Source organism: Caryophanon tenue, assembly GCF_001700315.1.
Classification (GTDB): Bacteria; Bacillota; Bacilli; order Bacillales_A; family Planococcaceae; genus Caryophanon; species Caryophanon tenue.
This window is the reverse complement of sequence record NZ_MASJ01000039.1, coordinates 90,280-105,498: the sequence shown is the minus strand read 5'-3', so window position 1 is coordinate 105,498 and position 15,219 is coordinate 90,280. Positions and strand designations below refer to the sequence as shown.

21 protein-coding genes are annotated in these 15,219 nt (G+C 39.1%); 15 read left to right on the top strand and 6 right to left on the bottom strand.

The window, feature by feature from the left end; genetic code table 11:
- The first annotated feature begins 9 nt into the window (after positions 1-9).
- The 3 genes from A6M13_RS13665 to A6M13_RS13660 all read left to right on the top strand — a co-directional run bounded on the left by A6M13_RS13665 (position 10) and on the right by A6M13_RS13660 (position 1,789).
- Positions 10-924 (top strand): hypothetical protein, encoded by a 915-nt coding sequence (locus A6M13_RS13665; RefSeq protein WP_066547542.1) that lies wholly within the window; start codon positions 10-12, stop codon positions 922-924.
- A 250-nt stretch (positions 925-1,174) separates the two neighbouring features.
- Entirely contained in the window at positions 1,175-1,336 is a 162-nt protein-coding gene (locus A6M13_RS16375; protein ID WP_169817454.1) for a hypothetical protein, read from the top strand.
- A gap of 243 nt (positions 1,337-1,579) precedes the next feature.
- Positions 1,580-1,789 (top strand): hypothetical protein, encoded by a 210-nt coding sequence (locus A6M13_RS13660; RefSeq protein ID WP_066547539.1) that lies wholly within the window; start codon positions 1,580-1,582, stop codon positions 1,787-1,789.
- Between the two features lie 89 nt (positions 1,790-1,878).
- On the opposite strand, the gene A6M13_RS13655 is transcribed toward A6M13_RS13660, so the two are convergent.
- The gene (locus tag A6M13_RS13655; protein ID WP_066547536.1) at positions 1,879-2,619 is read right to left on the bottom strand and encodes a tyrosine-protein phosphatase; all 741 of its coding nucleotides are present in this window, start codon (positions 2,617-2,619) and stop codon (positions 1,879-1,881) included.
- Positions 2,620-2,942: 323 nt separating this feature from the next.
- Between A6M13_RS13655 and A6M13_RS13650 the strand changes: the two genes are divergently transcribed.
- The 7 genes from A6M13_RS13650 (at position 2,943) to A6M13_RS13620 (ending at position 8,231) form a co-directional block, all read left to right on the top strand.
- Positions 2,943-3,779, top strand: coding sequence for a phosphate ABC transporter substrate-binding protein (locus A6M13_RS13650; protein ID WP_066547533.1), 837 nt, complete (start codon positions 2,943-2,945; stop codon positions 3,777-3,779).
- Between the two features lie 16 nt (positions 3,780-3,795).
- Positions 3,796-4,704, top strand: coding sequence for a phosphate ABC transporter permease subunit PstC (pstC, locus tag A6M13_RS13645; RefSeq protein WP_066547530.1), 909 nt, complete (start codon positions 3,796-3,798; stop codon positions 4,702-4,704).
- Position 4,705: 1 nt separating this feature from the next.
- Complete coding sequence (pstA, locus tag A6M13_RS13640) at positions 4,706-5,530, top strand: phosphate ABC transporter permease PstA (RefSeq protein WP_066547527.1); 825 nt, start codon at positions 4,706-4,708, stop codon at positions 5,528-5,530.
- Positions 5,531-5,602: 72 nt separating this feature from the next.
- Positions 5,603-6,370: a phosphate ABC transporter ATP-binding protein PstB gene (gene pstB, locus A6M13_RS13635; protein ID WP_245669345.1), complete on the top strand. Its 768-nt coding sequence runs from the start codon at positions 5,603-5,605 to the stop codon at positions 6,368-6,370.
- A 110-nt stretch (positions 6,371-6,480) separates the two neighbouring features.
- On the top strand, positions 6,481-6,930 hold the full coding sequence (locus tag A6M13_RS13630; protein WP_066547521.1) for a universal stress protein: 450 nt from the start codon (positions 6,481-6,483) through the stop codon (positions 6,928-6,930).
- A gap of 115 nt (positions 6,931-7,045) precedes the next feature.
- Positions 7,046-7,807 (top strand): metallophosphoesterase family protein, encoded by a 762-nt coding sequence (locus A6M13_RS13625; protein ID WP_066547517.1) that lies wholly within the window; start codon positions 7,046-7,048, stop codon positions 7,805-7,807.
- Positions 7,785-8,231, top strand: coding sequence for an ASCH domain-containing protein (locus A6M13_RS13620; protein WP_066547514.1), 447 nt, complete (start codon positions 7,785-7,787; stop codon positions 8,229-8,231). The genes A6M13_RS13625 and A6M13_RS13620 overlap by 23 nt, the downstream gene beginning before the upstream one ends.
- Before the next feature lie 110 nt (positions 8,232-8,341).
- Here the strand turns inward: A6M13_RS13620 and A6M13_RS13615 are convergent, their stop codons facing one another.
- From A6M13_RS13615 to A6M13_RS13610, 3 genes are all read right to left on the bottom strand, one after another.
- Positions 8,342-9,247 carry a cation diffusion facilitator family transporter gene (locus tag A6M13_RS13615; protein WP_066547507.1) on the bottom strand — a complete coding sequence of 302 codons (906 nt, stop codon included), beginning with the start codon at positions 9,245-9,247 and terminating at the stop codon, positions 8,342-8,344.
- 145 nt (positions 9,248-9,392) lie between these two features.
- Positions 9,393-9,554: a pirin-like C-terminal cupin domain-containing protein gene (locus A6M13_RS16565; RefSeq protein WP_245669332.1), complete on the bottom strand. Its 162-nt coding sequence runs from the start codon at positions 9,552-9,554 to the stop codon at positions 9,393-9,395.
- Positions 9,555-10,202 (bottom strand): pirin family protein, encoded by a 648-nt coding sequence (locus A6M13_RS13610; RefSeq protein ID WP_245669330.1) that lies wholly within the window; start codon positions 10,200-10,202, stop codon positions 9,555-9,557.
- Between the two features lie 104 nt (positions 10,203-10,306).
- On the opposite strand from A6M13_RS13610, the gene A6M13_RS13605 reads away from it, so the two are divergent.
- From A6M13_RS13605 to A6M13_RS13590, 4 genes are all read left to right on the top strand, one after another.
- Positions 10,307-10,834 (top strand): TetR/AcrR family transcriptional regulator, encoded by a 528-nt coding sequence (locus tag A6M13_RS13605; protein ID WP_066547505.1) that lies wholly within the window; start codon positions 10,307-10,309, stop codon positions 10,832-10,834.
- 168 nt (positions 10,835-11,002) lie between these two features.
- A complete protein-coding gene (locus tag A6M13_RS13600) occupies positions 11,003-11,566 on the top strand; it encodes a GGDEF domain-containing protein (protein ID WP_066547502.1) in 564 nt (187 codons plus the stop codon).
- Positions 11,536-12,258 carry an EAL domain-containing protein gene (locus A6M13_RS13595; protein WP_083998371.1) on the top strand — a complete coding sequence of 241 codons (723 nt, stop codon included), beginning with the start codon at positions 11,536-11,538 and terminating at the stop codon, positions 12,256-12,258. The genes A6M13_RS13600 and A6M13_RS13595 overlap by 31 nt, the downstream gene beginning before the upstream one ends.
- 57 nt (positions 12,259-12,315) lie before the next feature.
- Complete coding sequence (locus A6M13_RS13590; protein ID WP_066547491.1) at positions 12,316-12,711, top strand: hypothetical protein; 396 nt, start codon at positions 12,316-12,318, stop codon at positions 12,709-12,711.
- 212 nt (positions 12,712-12,923) lie between these two features.
- Here A6M13_RS13590 and A6M13_RS13585 read toward each other — a convergent pair whose 3' ends face one another.
- Entirely contained in the window at positions 12,924-14,282 is a 1,359-nt protein-coding gene (locus A6M13_RS13585) for an SEL1-like repeat protein (RefSeq protein ID WP_066547489.1), read from the bottom strand.
- A 144-nt stretch (positions 14,283-14,426) separates the two neighbouring features.
- The gene (locus tag A6M13_RS13580; protein ID WP_066547486.1) at positions 14,427-14,669 is read right to left on the bottom strand and encodes a hypothetical protein; all 243 of its coding nucleotides are present in this window, start codon (positions 14,667-14,669) and stop codon (positions 14,427-14,429) included.
- Positions 14,670-14,833: 164 nt separating this feature from the next.
- Here A6M13_RS13580 and A6M13_RS13575 point away from each other — a divergent pair, with 164 nt between their 5' ends.
- Positions 14,834-15,199 carry a DUF423 domain-containing protein gene (locus tag A6M13_RS13575; protein ID WP_066547467.1) on the top strand — a complete coding sequence of 122 codons (366 nt, stop codon included), beginning with the start codon at positions 14,834-14,836 and terminating at the stop codon, positions 15,197-15,199.
- The last annotated feature ends 20 nt before the right edge of the window (positions 15,200-15,219 follow it).

Genomic DNA, 15,219 nt, shown 5'->3' with positions numbered 1-15,219 from the left:
AGGATGGAGATGAAACAAAAAATAATCGTCTGGTTTGCATTTTTCATGCTTGTCACATCAAGTGCCTCTGCTCACGTCATGAACCGTGATAATATGTATCGTGACATTGCGATGTCAGAAATGGCGGATGCGATTGTGTTTGCGACATCGCTCGGTATTATTCGTGATGTAGAAAATGACCAGCAATTTAAGCCATCAACAACACTGACAATGAAGACGCTTGCTGCATGGTATGGGGCATTTCAACGGTTAGATGGTACGAGTGAGCATGAGCTTGCAACAGCAGCTGTAGCAGCAGGCTATGTCTCAACAATAGAAGGTAATGCGACGTATGCCGACGTAAATCAATTGTATTTTGATGGACAATTAGCGCTTACTAATAAACAGGCTACCTTAACACGTGCGGAGTTTGCCGAATTTATTACGACCCACGCGATGACAGTGTTTGGTGAGGAAACATTGCTAGCACAAGCTGCGTTTACAGCCGGGCCAACCGGTGTTGTCGAAGCAGTTAACAAAGTAGACACAGCGTATGTATTAACAATTGGTGGGAAGCCGTACACGTTAGGGATGCATCCAAGCATTATTGGCAATAGTGTTGATCCGTCGATTTGGACAGGACAATATATTGCACAATCTTTTTTTGCACCAAATCATACATCGGACATGCATTCACACGATGCCGCGTCACAGGCACTACAGTTTATCGTATTAGGGGACACACCATTTATTACTGCGATAAGTGAAGTAGAGGAGGATACTACAGCGACGTCATTACAAACGATTGAACAGGCTCTTATCATCGACGAAGAACCAGTAGAAACATCATCGGAAAATAACAGGATGATGTGGCTAGTAATGTTTGGTGTAGGTGCTATTGTTATCGGAAGTCTATACATGTATAAACGAAAATCGCTAAAGTAAACGTTTCATACATTGACACCTTTATGTTAGAAGTACGTAGTGTATGTCAATAGTGCTACGTACTTTAGTACGCTTTTTAAGCAAGTTATGCAACTTTTTTCAGAAAAATCAGTTATAATGAAAATGTGTCGAAATTATGTGTAAAATATGAAGTAACATTAAGTATTTGTAAGGCAGTTTTTTGTCGACATCTAGCAACTTAATGTTCTCTACAACGTTGTAACATGTGGAGAGAAAAGGAGGGGTGAACATGAAAGGACGCAAATATTTTGCTGTGAGCTTTTTATTTACAATAATTGTGTTAATGTTTGCCGTGATGAACGAACCACCTGTATTTTACACACAGTTTCAAGACGAATTATTTTTAGTGGCTGGTACATTGTTGGTGACTTCCGTACTAAGGCAATCTTAATGAATAAAATATTTACATAAAAACATAGAGGCTAGGACAGAAACCTATTTTTGATGAAAATGTGCTGCTGCGTTCGGACATAAGCGGCGACTTCAGCAGAAAAAGCACCAAATACACAAAAATATCCTTCAGCAGTTTTCGTTGCTGAAGGATATTTCTTTTTTCCCAAGCTCTTTTTTAGATCAGTAACACTTTTTTAGAAGAAAGCATGGTATAATAAAATCTTTATGGAGGTGTAGAACGATGAGTAAAAAGTGGACGTTACCTGCGATTCAAGAATATATCGCAAAAAACTCAGACAGTAAATTATTATCAACAGAATTTAAAGGCTTCTCACAAAAGTTAGATTTTGAATGTGCATGTGGTGCGCATTTCCAAAAAACGTGGAAGAAATTCAAAGAAAATAAACAACAAAAATGTGATGTGTGTCAACCACCAAAAGAATCACGCTAAATGATTGTTTAAGCAATAGCACGTGTGAAATCTAAACGTTATAAAAGCAGAGACAGGATAAACCTTGTCGCTGCTTTTTTTATGTATAGTTATTTTAAATAGTACTGTTGCACATGCGTACGCATGTCAGTTGAAATATTAAATTCTTCATAAAAATAGCGTTCGTAGTTACCATATGTTTTACGTATACGACAAAATGCTTCTCGTAATGCGCGTTCATTGGCATATAAAAGCGTTTCACCATGCTCGATTGATGATAAAGTATGTTGCCAATGCGTATACCATAAAGGTTTTTTCTCGGCAATGGCTTGGTTTGTTTGTAAAAAATCAGCAACAATGGTCTCTTCATCGACCCCTAACAATAAATATACGAGTGCGACACCGATGCCAGTACGGTCTTTTCCAGCTGTGCAAAATTGTAGAAGCGGCACATCTCTATGAACAATGCGGTCCATGAGCGCGCGGTACGCTGGATTATGAAATGGTAATTGTGCACACGCCTCAATAAAATTGTCAACGGTGATACACGTTGTATCATCAACACTTGGGTTCACATGAAGCGATGCATTCGTCGTTGCGCTAATTTGCAATAATTCAGTACCATCTAATGTAGGTGGTGGATAGACGAATGTTTCAGCTAAATCGCGATAATCTAAAATGGTTTTTAATTCGAGTTTTTCGAGCATCATTTTATCGTGAATGGTCGCATAACCAATCTCACCGCTACGATATAACTGACGGTGTCGGACCGTGCGCCCATCAGCAGTGCGGATTCCTCCTAAATCACGAAAATTACAAACGGCTTCAAATTGTTTTGTCGTTTGAATCAAACTTGTCACTCCTTCACACCATATTCACCCTTTATTATCCTATTAATTTTTAAAAATTTCCATATTATTTTATGACACCTTTTTTACAATAGTTTCTTTATATTAAAAAGAATCGTCTTGTTTGTAAAAAGTCGGACGTTATTATGAATTTACTGTAAATTCATAATAAGAATTTTCTTAATATTCAAGATGGTCCTTTGCAATTTGCAACATAATATTTACATTGCGTTTACAAAACTCGAATAGGGCGTTAATAAAAGCACGTTATGATAAAAGTAAGTTCAAGAAATGACAGACAAATTGTAAAGAAACGGTGGAGAAACATGAAGGTTCTAAAAAAGACATGGTTAAGTGCAGCGATCCTGAGCAGCTTACTGTTAGCAGCATGTGGCGGTGACGAACAAGAAGCAGGTAGCGCAACAAATTCAGGTGGCGAGACAATTGCAATTTCAGGTTCTACATCTGTTGGCCCACTTGCCGAGAAATTAGCAGCTGAACATAGCGAACAAACAGATGTCAATATCGAAGTGAATCAAATTGGTTCTTCAGCCGGCATTACAAATGCGATAAACGGTGTATCAGACATCGGCATGTCGTCACGTGATTTGAAGGATGAGGAAGCAGCACAGCTTGATCAAACAATTATCGCCTATGACGGAATTGTCGTTGTAGCGCATCCAAGTAATCCTGTAAAAGACCTTACAATGGAACAAGTGAAACAAATCTTTACCGGTGAAGTGACAAACTGGAAGCAGTTAGGCGGAAAAGATATGGAGATTGTTGTTGTATCTCGTGAAGATGGTTCAGGTTCACGTGATGCGTTCCAAGAAATCGTTGGCTATGAATCAGGACAATTAATTCGTAACGCTATCGTTGCGAGTGGTAACGGTAACATTAAAACAACCGTTGCAACAAACAAACATGCAGTCGGCTTTATTTCATTTGAATATGTCGATGAAACAATTTCTACATTTAATATTAACGGTGTCGAGCCTATCGCAGATAACGTTTTAAATAATTCTTACGCTTTAGCACGTCCATTCTTATTCGTGCATACAGAAGAAGCTTTAACGCAGCAAGGACAACAATTTATTGACTTTATTTTAAGCAGTGATGGACAAGACATCGTCGAAGCTGCAGGGGCAATTCGCCTCGACTAATTAGGAGGATATAGGCATGACGTCACCGGTGGACACAACAAAGACAGATATTACAAAAGCGAATAAGCGCAAATATGCGATGGAGAAAGTTTCGTCGAAAATCTTTTTAATCTGCGCATTACTATCTGTATTTAGTTTAGTACTGATTGTAGGCTTTGTATTTTATAAAGGAGCAACGCCATTCGTTGCAGGTGGTTATAGCTTTATTGACTTTATCTTCGGTTCAGATTGGGTACCAAGTGAAGATAAGTTCGGCATTTGGCCGATGATTGTTGCGTCACTATACGCAACAGTCGGCGCATTAATTATCGGTGTACCAATCGGTTTATTTACAGCGATTTTCTTAGCTGAAATTGCACCAAAATCAGTAGCACGTATTTTATCACCAGCCATTCAATTATTAGCAGGGATTCCATCTGTATTATACGGTGTATTCGGTTTAGCCATCATCGTACCATTTTTACAAAACAATTTAGGACTAGCACGTGGACAAAGTTTAATAGCCGTTATTATCGTGTTAGCGATTATGATGTTACCAACGATTGTTACAGTATGTGAAACAGCGATTCGTGCAGTACCGAAAACATATCGTGAAGGTTCACTTGCATTAGGTGCTTCACAAATTGGTACAATTTTTAAAGTGATTGTACCAGCAGCAAAATCAGGTATTTTAGCGGCGATTGTTTTAGGATTAGGGCGTGCTATCGGGGAAACGATGGCAGTAATCTTAGTCGCAGGGAACGCATTAATTATTCCAACAAGCTTAACAGATTCTGTGCGTCCATTAACGACAAATATCGCGTTAGAAATGGGTTACGCAGCAGGTACACATCAAGAAATGTTATTTGCAACAGGTATTGTGTTATTCTCATTCATTTTAATTTTAAACTTCGTGTTAGCGAAAATTGCAAAAGGTGGTCAATAACATGAGACAAACAAAAGATGCACTGTTACGTGGCTTACTGTGGGCATCAGCAGCAGTTTCAGTCGGAATTCTAGTGCTAATTGTCGGCTTCATTTTCTATAAGGGTATTGGCTACATTAGCTTTGATTTTATTTTTGGTGACTACTCGCCAACAGGTGGCGGGGGTATTTTACCAATGATCGTCACAACGATTTATACAATTGCGATTTCATTAATTATCGCAACGCCACTTGGTATTTTAGCGGCAGTTTATTTGCAAGAGTATGCAAAGCAAGGTCGTTTAGTAAATATGATTCGCTTTGCTACAGAATCATTAACAGGGATTCCATCAATTATTTATGGTTTATTCGGTGCGGTATTCTTCGTAGCGACATTAAAGCTAGGCATGTCCATTATCGCAGCATCATTAACATTAACAATTATCGTATTACCGGTAATTATTCGTACAACAGAAGAGGCTTTAAAAACAGTGCCAGCCGCATACCGCGAAGGTTCACTTGCACTTGGTACAACAAAGCTTCAAACGTTATATAAAGTTATTTTACCGAGCGCAATGCCAGGTATTTTATCAGGAATTATTTTATCAATCGGTCGTATCGTCGGGGAATCAGCAGCCATTTTCTTAACAGCAGGTACAGTAGCAGCGATGCCAGATAGTATTTTCTCATCTGCACGTACGCTGACAGTACATTCATATTTAGTGACGCAAGAGTCTGGAGACATCGGTCTTGCAGCAGCAGTAGGTATTGTGTTGATCGTGCTGATTTTTGCAATCAACATGACAGCAACATTTATTTCAAAAAAGCTTAATAAAGCAGATTTTTAATATAACTTGGAGGGTTTCGTTATGACAACGATTTTAGAAGAAACAACGTATGCACACACAGCACCAACGGCAATGGCACATACAACAAAAGCGACAAAGATCAACGTAAATAACTTAAATTTATTTTACGGTGAAAAGCAAGCATTATTCGATGTATGCTTAAACATCCAAGAAAAAGAAGTAACAGCATTAATCGGTCCGTCTGGTTGTGGGAAGTCAACATTTTTACGTACGTTAAACCGCATGAATGATTTAATTGATGGCGTAAAAGTTTCGGGTGAAATTGTTGTAGATGGCGAAAATATTTACACATCTCAAGACGTCATTAAATTACGTACACGAGTAGGGATGGTATTCCAAAAGCCAAACTTATTCCCGATGAGTATTTATGATAACGTAGCGTACGGTCCACGTATGCAAGGTGTGAAAAACAAAAAAGTATTAGACGCATTAGTAGAAGAAAGCCTACGTGGCGCGGCGATTTGGGATGAAGTAAAAGATCGTTTAAAAACATCGGCACTTGGTCTTTCAGGTGGTCAGCAACAACGTGTCTGTATCGCACGTGCAATTGCGATGAAGCCAGATGTTATTTTAATGGATGAGCCAACGTCAGCACTTGACCCAATTTCAACATTAAAAGTAGAAGAATTAATTTCACAATTAAAAGAAGATTACACAATTGTTATCGTAACGCACAACATGCAACAAGCAGCGCGTATTTCAGATAAAACGGCATTCTTCTTAAACGGTGAAGTTATTGAGTATGACGAAACAGATATTATTTTCCAAACGCCAAACGATGCGCGTACAGAAGATTATATTACAGGTCGTTTCGGATAAGTACATGAGGTGTATGTGGATTGCATTGTCCACATACATCTTTTTTTATGGAAACGAGTTTGTCTGATTATGTATAACGGGCATAGGTAATAAAAGAGGAGGCGGTTTACATGGAAAAGGTGTACCAACGTATTGTGGTGGCTGTGGATTCATCGAATGAGGCAGCGTATGCATTTGAAACGGCACTTGGTATTGCGAAGCGTAATAAAGGGGCCGTGTTGCATATTGTTCATGTCATTGATACGAATGTGATGACAACCGTTAGCAGTAGTTTAGAACAAACATCGCTCGAGCGGGCACAGCAAGAGGCACAAAATTTAGTAGACCGTTTTGTGCGTCAAGCGGAAGACTTTGGCCTTTTATATATTCGACCTGTCATTGAAATTGCCTCACCGCGTAGTTTTATTCCAAAAGAATTTGCCGAAGCGGTACGTGCGGATTTAATTATTTGTGGTGCAACGGGTAAGTCAGGTTTACGTCGTATGTTGATGGGCTCTGTATCAGAAGCAATTGTTCGCTCAGCAACATGTGATGTACTCATTATTCGTACGCCACAGTAAATAAAGAGATTTGTGCCAAATGGTGCAAATCTTTTTTGAATTTACAAAAAACATGACGCACAAGCGATATAAATACGTGTATAATACACAACAACATATGTAAGGGGGAGTGACGATGCAACAGGCATTTTGCATCAGTGATATTCATGGCTGTGATAAAGAGCTAGAACTTCTTTTGCAATTTTGGCAACTTGAAACGCAAAAGCTAATCTTTGTTGGTGATTATATAGACCGTGGCGAAGCATCGGTTCAAGTGATTGAGCGTCTTATGCTACTCGTCGCAAAATACAGTGAACAAGTATGCGTGTTAAAAGGGAATCACGAGGCGATGCTATTAGAATTCGTAGAAGCGCCATTATCGAATTTGGGCGACCGTTATTTGCGAAATGGTGGCATTGATACGTTAATGTCATTTATGGACCGTGCGCAAATTAGAATCGATAGTTATTATGACGAAGCTGCGTGGGTCGCAAAATATATGAAAACCTATTTTAACGAAGAGCTTACCTTCATTCGCAATATGCCGCATGTTACTGTATATGGTCGTGCATTGTTTACGCATGCAGGTTTTAATACAAAAGCAACACATTGGCAACAAACATCGAACGACCAATTTTTATGGATGCGCAAGCATTATGAGTATCCGAATACAACTGGCTTGCGTAATTTTTTTGGTCATACCCCAACAAATGTCATTCGAGGGAATGAAGATTATCATGTATGGCAACATGACAGTGGCGAATATGTCGGCATTGACGGAGGTTGTGTATATGGCGGTCACCTACATGCAGTCGTTATTGACGAGCATGCGAACATACAAAATATATTTTCAATAAAGAAAGGTATGGTACTTGATGAATCAACCCGCACATATTGAGGCGTATTGGCAAGCATTTTTACAACAACATCCAGAATCGATCTTGTATGAAACATTTCAGTTTGCAGGAGGAGGCGCGATTGGTGATACACTAGGGGCACTTGTTGTAGCTGGCACAAAAACGGCTACATGCTCTGCTTATGATTTATATGAAAAAGAAGGCGATGCACTGCCACAAGTAGGGCATTATTCAATTGTGTTAAATAGTCGAGAAGAGGTGTTAGCACTTATTCAGACAACACATGTGGAAATTGTACCGTTTAACGAAGTGAGTGAAGAGTTTGCGCTTGCGGAAGGTGAAGGGGATTATGAAGATTGGTGGGAAGGGCATGTCCGCTTCTTTTCACAATTATTACCGCAATATGACGTGCCGTATCGCGAAGATATGCTTGTTGTGTGTGAGCGTTTCCGCGTTGTCCAGTAACGCATTTACATAAGGAATTGTGAAATAACACGAATCGTATAAAAAAGGAGCTAGCCGAAAATGATGACTCGGCTGGCTCCTTTTGTTTTTATCAATAAATAGACGTCCAATTAAAAGTGATAGTCGTCCTCGCAAATAATGACTTCTTTCGGGTCATATGGTTCGATATGCACGAATGCAAGCGCATTTGGGTGCATAATTTGAATATTTTGTTCGATTTCTTCGGTAATCTCATGGGAGCGACGAACGCTTAAATTCGGATTTACCGCAACAGTAACATCGAGTAACATAAGGTTGCCATGTTGACGCCCACGAACCTCACGTACTTCACGTACTTGTGCAATTTGTGCTGCTTCTTCTTTTACGCGAGCGAGCACATCGCTATCAAAGCCGTCTGTTAATAAATGAATGGCCTCTTTTAAAATTTCATACGCTGTTTTTAAAATAATGACACCGACAATAAATGCAGTAATCGTATCAACTGAATGGAAGCCGATAATCGCACCGATAATACCAAGTGCAGTTGCTAAGCTCACCAGTGCATCCGAACGGTTATCGTAAGCAGCAGCTTTCACAGCGGTACTTTTTATTTTTTCAGCGAGTTGTAAATTGTAGCGATAAACAGCATACATCACAACAGCACTAAACAACGACACCCAAATTGTTAACGTATCTGGTTGACTATGATTCGCACTAAACATGCTTTTGCCCGCGGTTAATAATACTTCAATCCCTACATAAATCATAACAAATGCAGCGACTAGTGAAGCGATTGTTTCGGCACGTAAATGCCCATATTGATGGTCGTCATCTGGCGGACGTTGTGAAATACGTAAGCCAATTAATACAGCAATAGACGCGACAATATCGGTTAAGTTATTTAAACCATCTGCACGTAATGCTTGTGAGTCGCCAACGTATCCAAAAATAAGTTTTAGCGTACTTAAAAAAATATAGGCAACGATTGATAAATACGCGCCTTTTTCACCAGCACGTAAGTTTGTATAGGTTTCCACAATGTTTCCCTCCCGCAACTATCCTAAAAACACGAAAGAGGCTGCCCGCAAAAATACTTTTTGCGGACAACCTCTAGCTATATGCAATGTTGAAACCTAATTATAACATAGTTATGTTAAAAAAGATGGGGGCAATTCGCTCGTTTTAGTACGCTTTTCCACCTAAAAATGTTCCTTCGCGGTAGTCACGGAACGCTTGTTGAATTTCTTCTACGGTGTTCATGACGAATGGACCTTGTGCAACAATTGGCTCACCAATCGGCTCGCCACTGAAAAAGACGAAGCGGGTATTTGCTTGCGCGACCATTTAGAGTTGCGCAACTTCTTCTGGTGCAATATGAATAAAATCATACGTACGCACGGTTTCACCGTTAATCGTTGCCTCGCCGTCAAGCATGTACACATACGTATTGTAATGAGCTGGAATATCAATTGTATATGTCGCTTCCGGTTGTAGCACAACATTACCGTAGACAAAAGGTGTTAATAACGAAAGTGGAGATGTGACACCGTTAATTGTTCCAGCTAACACATCGATATAGCCGCCATCAAATTGGTGGCGTGGGATATGCTGCTTCGTTAAATCCTCATAATACGGTGCATGTTGTTTATGGGCGCCAGATAAATTTATCCATAACTGTAGGACACGGACATCCTCACCACGGTCAGGATTTTCATTGTGAATAATGCCACGACCTGCCGTCATAATTTGAAAATCGCCTTCACTTAAACGACCACCGCCGCCTGTTTCACTATCGTAATGCGTTAAACTCCCTTCTAATACGTATGTGACCGTTTGGATGCCTTTATGTGGATGGTCAGCAAATGTATTGTGTGCAAATTTATCATCAGCCAAAATAATAAATGGGTCATTTCCGTAAATATTGTCTGTTCGTAATGCATAACGTAAATTGCGTCCATCGCCGTCTTGTAAATGAATGTGTTGAATGTTCATAAAGTATCGCTCCCTTTGTTTGTTGATATCTTCAGTATAGAGCCAGTGCTAATAACGCTCAATGACCAGAACAGGCAAATTGTTGTGTAAAAGGAGGGGGAAGAATGGACCCACGTACAATTCGAACACGCCAATTAATTGTTGATAGCTTTAATCAATTAATTCGCACAACTGATTTTCAACAAATATCAGTCACATTAATTACAGAAATGGCTCATATTAATCGCGCGACATTTTATGCGCATTTTGCCGATAAATATGAGTTATTGGATGAAGTGTTAAATGAAGTGATTGGAGACGCTTTTGAACATTGTCAAACAGCGCAACTAGATGCGCCCTTTATTGCGCAGTTATTTTTAGCGTTAGCACATGTTCATGAACAAATGCATACGAGTTGTCGCCGTGGTTACGATAGTTTTACAAGTCGGATTGAAGAGATAGCAAAAGTACAAATGGAACAAAAAATTCGTCATGTTGAACCATCCATCGATGCATTAACAGGCACAATGATGACTTGGGCACTATACGGTGCGTTTACAAGGTGGCAATTGGAAAAATCAAGTAGTGAAACGGACATTGCTGAACAAGCAGCGGATGTTATGCAGCATTTATTTAGTCATAAAATAGGTTAAAAGACTCTTCTTAAATGGGAATTTAAGTGATTTTTTTAGAGAATCAATAGGGGTAATGCAATAGTCCTTTTTAAAAAATTTCAATAAATAGGCATCAAATTTGTACTAAGCTTTGACAGGAAAGGGTAAATAAGAGTTAACTTTGAGTAAAGGACATGGTGGTGTGCAATGGTAAATGATCAATTGACAGGCTTACGCAGTCGTCCACAATTGATGCGCGACTTAGCGCATCAGATGGAAGCATCTCAAGTATTTTCTTATATTGTAATTAACGTCAACCGTTTTCGCTATATTAATGAAAATTTAGGATATGATGTAGGCGATCGATTATTACAAATGCTTGCGCAAAAATTAGAAAAAATTGCGCTAAATCGCAATTATCGTATTAGTGCGGATGAATTTGTTTGTCTTGTAGCGCCTAGTGATGTTTCCTATGTTGCGAACCAGCTTTCACACATGTTTGCAGAACCTGTAATGATTGATACACATCGTTTTTTTGTTAGCGTAAGTATTGGCATTGCCCATTATCCTGCTCATGCTCAAACAATAAATGATTTGATGAGATATGCCACATATGCGTTAAATGAGGCGAAGCAACATCGTGGCAATACGATAAAACAATTCGACCGTACAACCATTACAAATCATATTAACTATTTACAAATGGAGACCATACTGAAACGTGCGTTAGCAGAGCATTTATTTTATATTATCAACCAAAATTTTGCTTAAAAACGAATCGCATAACAGGCGTAGAAACGCTTATTCGCTTGTATGATGAAGAGCTAGGTTTTGTTCCACCAGATGTATTTATTCCATTTGCAGAAGAAAGTAATTTAATTATTGATATTGGTCAATGGGTATTAGAAGAAGCGACTAGACAAGTAAAAGTGTGGCGTGATGCATTTGATACAACGATTACGGTGGCGATTAATATGCCATCGAAGCAGTTAATACAGCCGGATTTTTTAACTGTTTTTGAACAGGCGCTCGAAAAAAGTGGCGCTTCGCCGGATGCGATTGAAATTGAAATTACTGAACGCATGTTAATTGATGAAAATGCAGATGTGTTAATGAAGCTGGAACATTTGCAACATATCGGTGTTAAAATCGCCATTGATGATTTTGGCACGGGTTATTCATGTTTAAGTTATTTGCAACATTTGCCGGTAGATGTATTGAAAATTGACCGCTGTTTTACAGAAGCTCTAAAACCAGGGCGACAAACGATTGTATCGTCGACTATTGAACTCGGTCACTCCTTACAGTTGCATGTGGTCGCAGAAGGTATTGAGACACTGGAACAGTTAAATTTATTGAAATCACTTGGCTGTGATGTTGGTCAAGGTTATTATTTGAGTCGTCCTCAACCAGCCGAAGAAATTGCGATGTTATTAACACAGGTGACGATGAACGATGTTTAAAAGTTGCTTGTTTTGTCTACTAGTAAAGAGAGAATGATTAGAGAAGGAGTGGACAGGATGGAGAAGTATCATCAAATTTTAGAGGATTTTTTAAAGCAACTTGAAAGTACAACGATGCCGACTGAGGCGACTGCATATGATTTCCGTATTGCAATGGACCCAACCATTAATTCCTTTGATATGGATTTTTATATTTTGAACCGCACAGGAAATTCAATTGCTGTTCAAGGGCAAGAAAAATTACAAGTGATTACGAATGGCTATGAGGAAATGCCCGAAGATGATTTTAAAGAGATGATAGAAGGATTATTTGGCGCGTTATATACAGATGGTCATGGTCATTTTGATCGCGCCACTTACGTAACATTCTCAAATGAAATGTCGAGCTACTATGTACAAGGCGACAAGCATGTTTCAGTAGGCACGCGTGGCAATCCCGACCCATTGGCATAAGTAGTAGAAGACATGGGAAAGCGATTGAGACAAAAAGCAATAGAGATTGGAATAAAAAGAAATATCCTTCAGCAACGACAATTGCTGAAGGATATTTTTGTGCTTTTAGGGCAATGCCACATAGCTTGTGTCGTTATACGCCAGCACATGTTTATCATCTCAATGACCTCTTTTTATCAGAAATTGTGACGATAAGCAATAGATGCACACAATCACTCGCTAAAATAAGAAGTTTGTTCGAATCCGTGCTGTTTGGCAATGTTGAACCATTGTGCGGCAAGCGAAGCATTGTCTTCTTTATAAAGTTGCGATAATAAATAGGCAGCGTGCATTTTTTCAAGCTGAAGCCCGTGTAAAAAAGCATGCTCTAATAAAAAGATCGCTTGTTCATGTTGGAACGGTTCGCCGTGCATAGCTGTCCATTTCCCATAAATTAAACAAGACGTAATTGATTCTTGTGTCGTATTTTCTAAAATAAGTGGATAAATATCATATACCGTTGTCTCATGTTGCTCCGCAGCAATTGCTTTGACAACATAAGCAAGCATCATCGCCGCTTCATCATCGCCGCGCATATAAGCTTCCTTATAAAAATAATAACTTTCAGCCAAGTCGCGCGTGACACCATGCCCTTTAAAGTAAAGTTTGCCTAATAACGATAATGCAAATACATGTTGCTCATCAGCAAGCTTTTGCGTAAGTGGCAATAAAGTATCGTATTTGCCATCATGGTACAGTTGTAATAAATGTTGAATCGTTGCAAAGTCAGGCGTATTGGGTGTATCTGCATGTACATATGTTTGTTGGGCAACAAAGCGTTGCTCAATTTGTTGAAGGGTTTGTGTTTGCCACGCAACCTCTGGATAAAATATCGAAAAGAGTGATAAACATTGTTCAGCAACCGGCCAATATTGAATCGGTGCGTGTAAAAATTGCTCAATACCATAGTCGTAATCGTTCGCAAATGTACGACGTGTTTGGAAACAAGCGCTTAAACGGTCAACGCATGCATCATCGAATACATTGTATTGTAAAATCCAATCAAACGATAACACGGGCTCTAATTGTTGTTGGCAACGCATCATACATTCATCTAGCCAAGCGCAGACAAAAAGTTGTTGCGCAATATCACGTTGTTCGGTACATAACGCGATTTGCCCAAGAGCGATTTTATATTGCTTACGTTCGTCTACAAGCTGGCTTCGTTCATGGAGTGTCAGTAAAATATCAATATATAAAGGCAATGGCAGCATCGCATACAGCTCTAGATGCGCAGGCGAAGCGTTTGGATACACATATTCATCAAAAAAAATATGACAGTCTTCTCGTTCTGGATAATCAACGCGCAATTGTTCAAACAATGTTTGCTCAACCGTATATTGCATTTGTTGTGCAAGGAAGAAGTGGTGATAATGCGCTTGTGTATAAATTGCGTACATCAGTGGCATACAAGCCTTTAATGTCCAAGGCTGTAGGCGAATCATCGTTGCTTGCTCATCAATAAAGCCTTCTTTTTGCTGACAAGCAGCAGTATAAGCTTGGCACGTTACGAGCATATGTGGCAAATTCACACAAAATGTCCCCTTTCTAAAAAAACAATTACTTTATATTGTAAAACATTGTGAAAGTTTTCACCAACATTAACCAACGAATTTCAAAAATTTTTTTATGCGCATATAAAAAGCTGTGTAGCAAAGTGCTACACAGCTCGGTTGTTATAAGAGGTGAACAAAATAATCGCCAAAGAAACCATATGTTAAAAATAAGACCGTTAAAGCAATGTGCATAACGCCTTCAATAATGCGGCTATCCATTAATGCATCAACAGCGAAAATAGCTGTCATAATCGCTAATGCAAGCAAGGCGATAGTGGCAAACAATAAATTAAACGTATAATACGCTACTGCTGCAAAAATGACGAAAATGATAAAACAAAATAATGTGCTTTTTCGAACCATGTATATTCATTCCCTTAATAGATTATTCAAATTGTATCATGTGCACGCATTGAAAAAAAGACATTCCTTTTATTTCTTTCAAGGTGGAACAGGCAAAAAGCTATTGTCACACAGTATGAAAATCGCTACACTGTAAAGCGATAAGAAAAAGGAGGTATACCGATATGTTAATAATAGGAGCTGTATTGGCATTTTTAGCTGTTGCACTAGGCGCATTCGGTGCGCATGCATTAAAAGGAAAGTTTGCCGAGGCGCGTTATGAAAAAACATGGGAAACAGGGACGCAGTATCATATGTACCATGCATTAGCTATTTTACTAGTAGGCGTTTTATTAAATGACAGCTTGCTTGGTGATCGTGAACAATTGATGTGGGCAGGCTATTGCTTTATTGCAGGGATTGTATTTTTCTCAGGCAGCTTATATGTATTATCTGTTACAGGTATTAAAAAGTTAGGCGCGATTACACCAATTGGTGGCGTATTCTTTTTAGCTGGCTGGGTGCTTGTTGCACTTGCTGCAATGTCATAAAATTGATGCGTGCATTTTCG

Coding starts and splice junctions, on each gene's coding strand:
- A6M13_RS13665 (WP_066547542.1), top strand. CDS start 10: ATGAAACAAAAAATAATCGTCTGGTTTGCATTTTTCATGCTTGTCACA.
- A6M13_RS16375 (WP_169817454.1), top strand. CDS start 1,175: ATGAAAGGACGCAAATATTTTGCTGTGAGCTTTTTATTTACAATAATT.
- A6M13_RS13660 (WP_066547539.1), top strand. CDS start 1,580: ATGAGTAAAAAGTGGACGTTACCTGCGATTCAAGAATATATCGCAAAA.
- A6M13_RS13650 (WP_066547533.1), top strand. CDS start 2,943: ATGAAGGTTCTAAAAAAGACATGGTTAAGTGCAGCGATCCTGAGCAGC.
- pstC (WP_066547530.1), top strand. CDS start 3,796: ATGACGTCACCGGTGGACACAACAAAGACAGATATTACAAAAGCGAAT.
- pstA (WP_066547527.1), top strand. CDS start 4,706: ATGAGACAAACAAAAGATGCACTGTTACGTGGCTTACTGTGGGCATCA.
- pstB (WP_245669345.1), top strand. CDS start 5,603: ATGGCACATACAACAAAAGCGACAAAGATCAACGTAAATAACTTAAAT.
- A6M13_RS13630 (WP_066547521.1), top strand. CDS start 6,481: ATGGAAAAGGTGTACCAACGTATTGTGGTGGCTGTGGATTCATCGAAT.
- A6M13_RS13625 (WP_066547517.1), top strand. CDS start 7,046: ATGCAACAGGCATTTTGCATCAGTGATATTCATGGCTGTGATAAAGAG.
- A6M13_RS13620 (WP_066547514.1), top strand. CDS start 7,785: ATGAATCAACCCGCACATATTGAGGCGTATTGGCAAGCATTTTTACAA.
- A6M13_RS16565 (WP_245669332.1), bottom strand. CDS start 9,554: ATGGTCGCGCAAGCAAATACCCGCTTCGTCTTTTTCAGTGGCGAGCCG.
- A6M13_RS13610 (WP_245669330.1), bottom strand. CDS start 10,202: ATGAACATTCAACACATTCATTTACAAGACGGCGATGGACGCAATTTA.
- A6M13_RS13605 (WP_066547505.1), top strand. CDS start 10,307: ATGGACCCACGTACAATTCGAACACGCCAATTAATTGTTGATAGCTTT.
- A6M13_RS13600 (WP_066547502.1), top strand. CDS start 11,003: ATGGTAAATGATCAATTGACAGGCTTACGCAGTCGTCCACAATTGATG.
- A6M13_RS13590 (WP_066547491.1), top strand. CDS start 12,316: ATGGAGAAGTATCATCAAATTTTAGAGGATTTTTTAAAGCAACTTGAA.
- A6M13_RS13580 (WP_066547486.1), bottom strand. CDS start 14,669: ATGGTTCGAAAAAGCACATTATTTTGTTTTATCATTTTCGTCATTTTT.
- A6M13_RS13575 (WP_066547467.1), top strand. CDS start 14,834: ATGTTAATAATAGGAGCTGTATTGGCATTTTTAGCTGTTGCACTAGGC.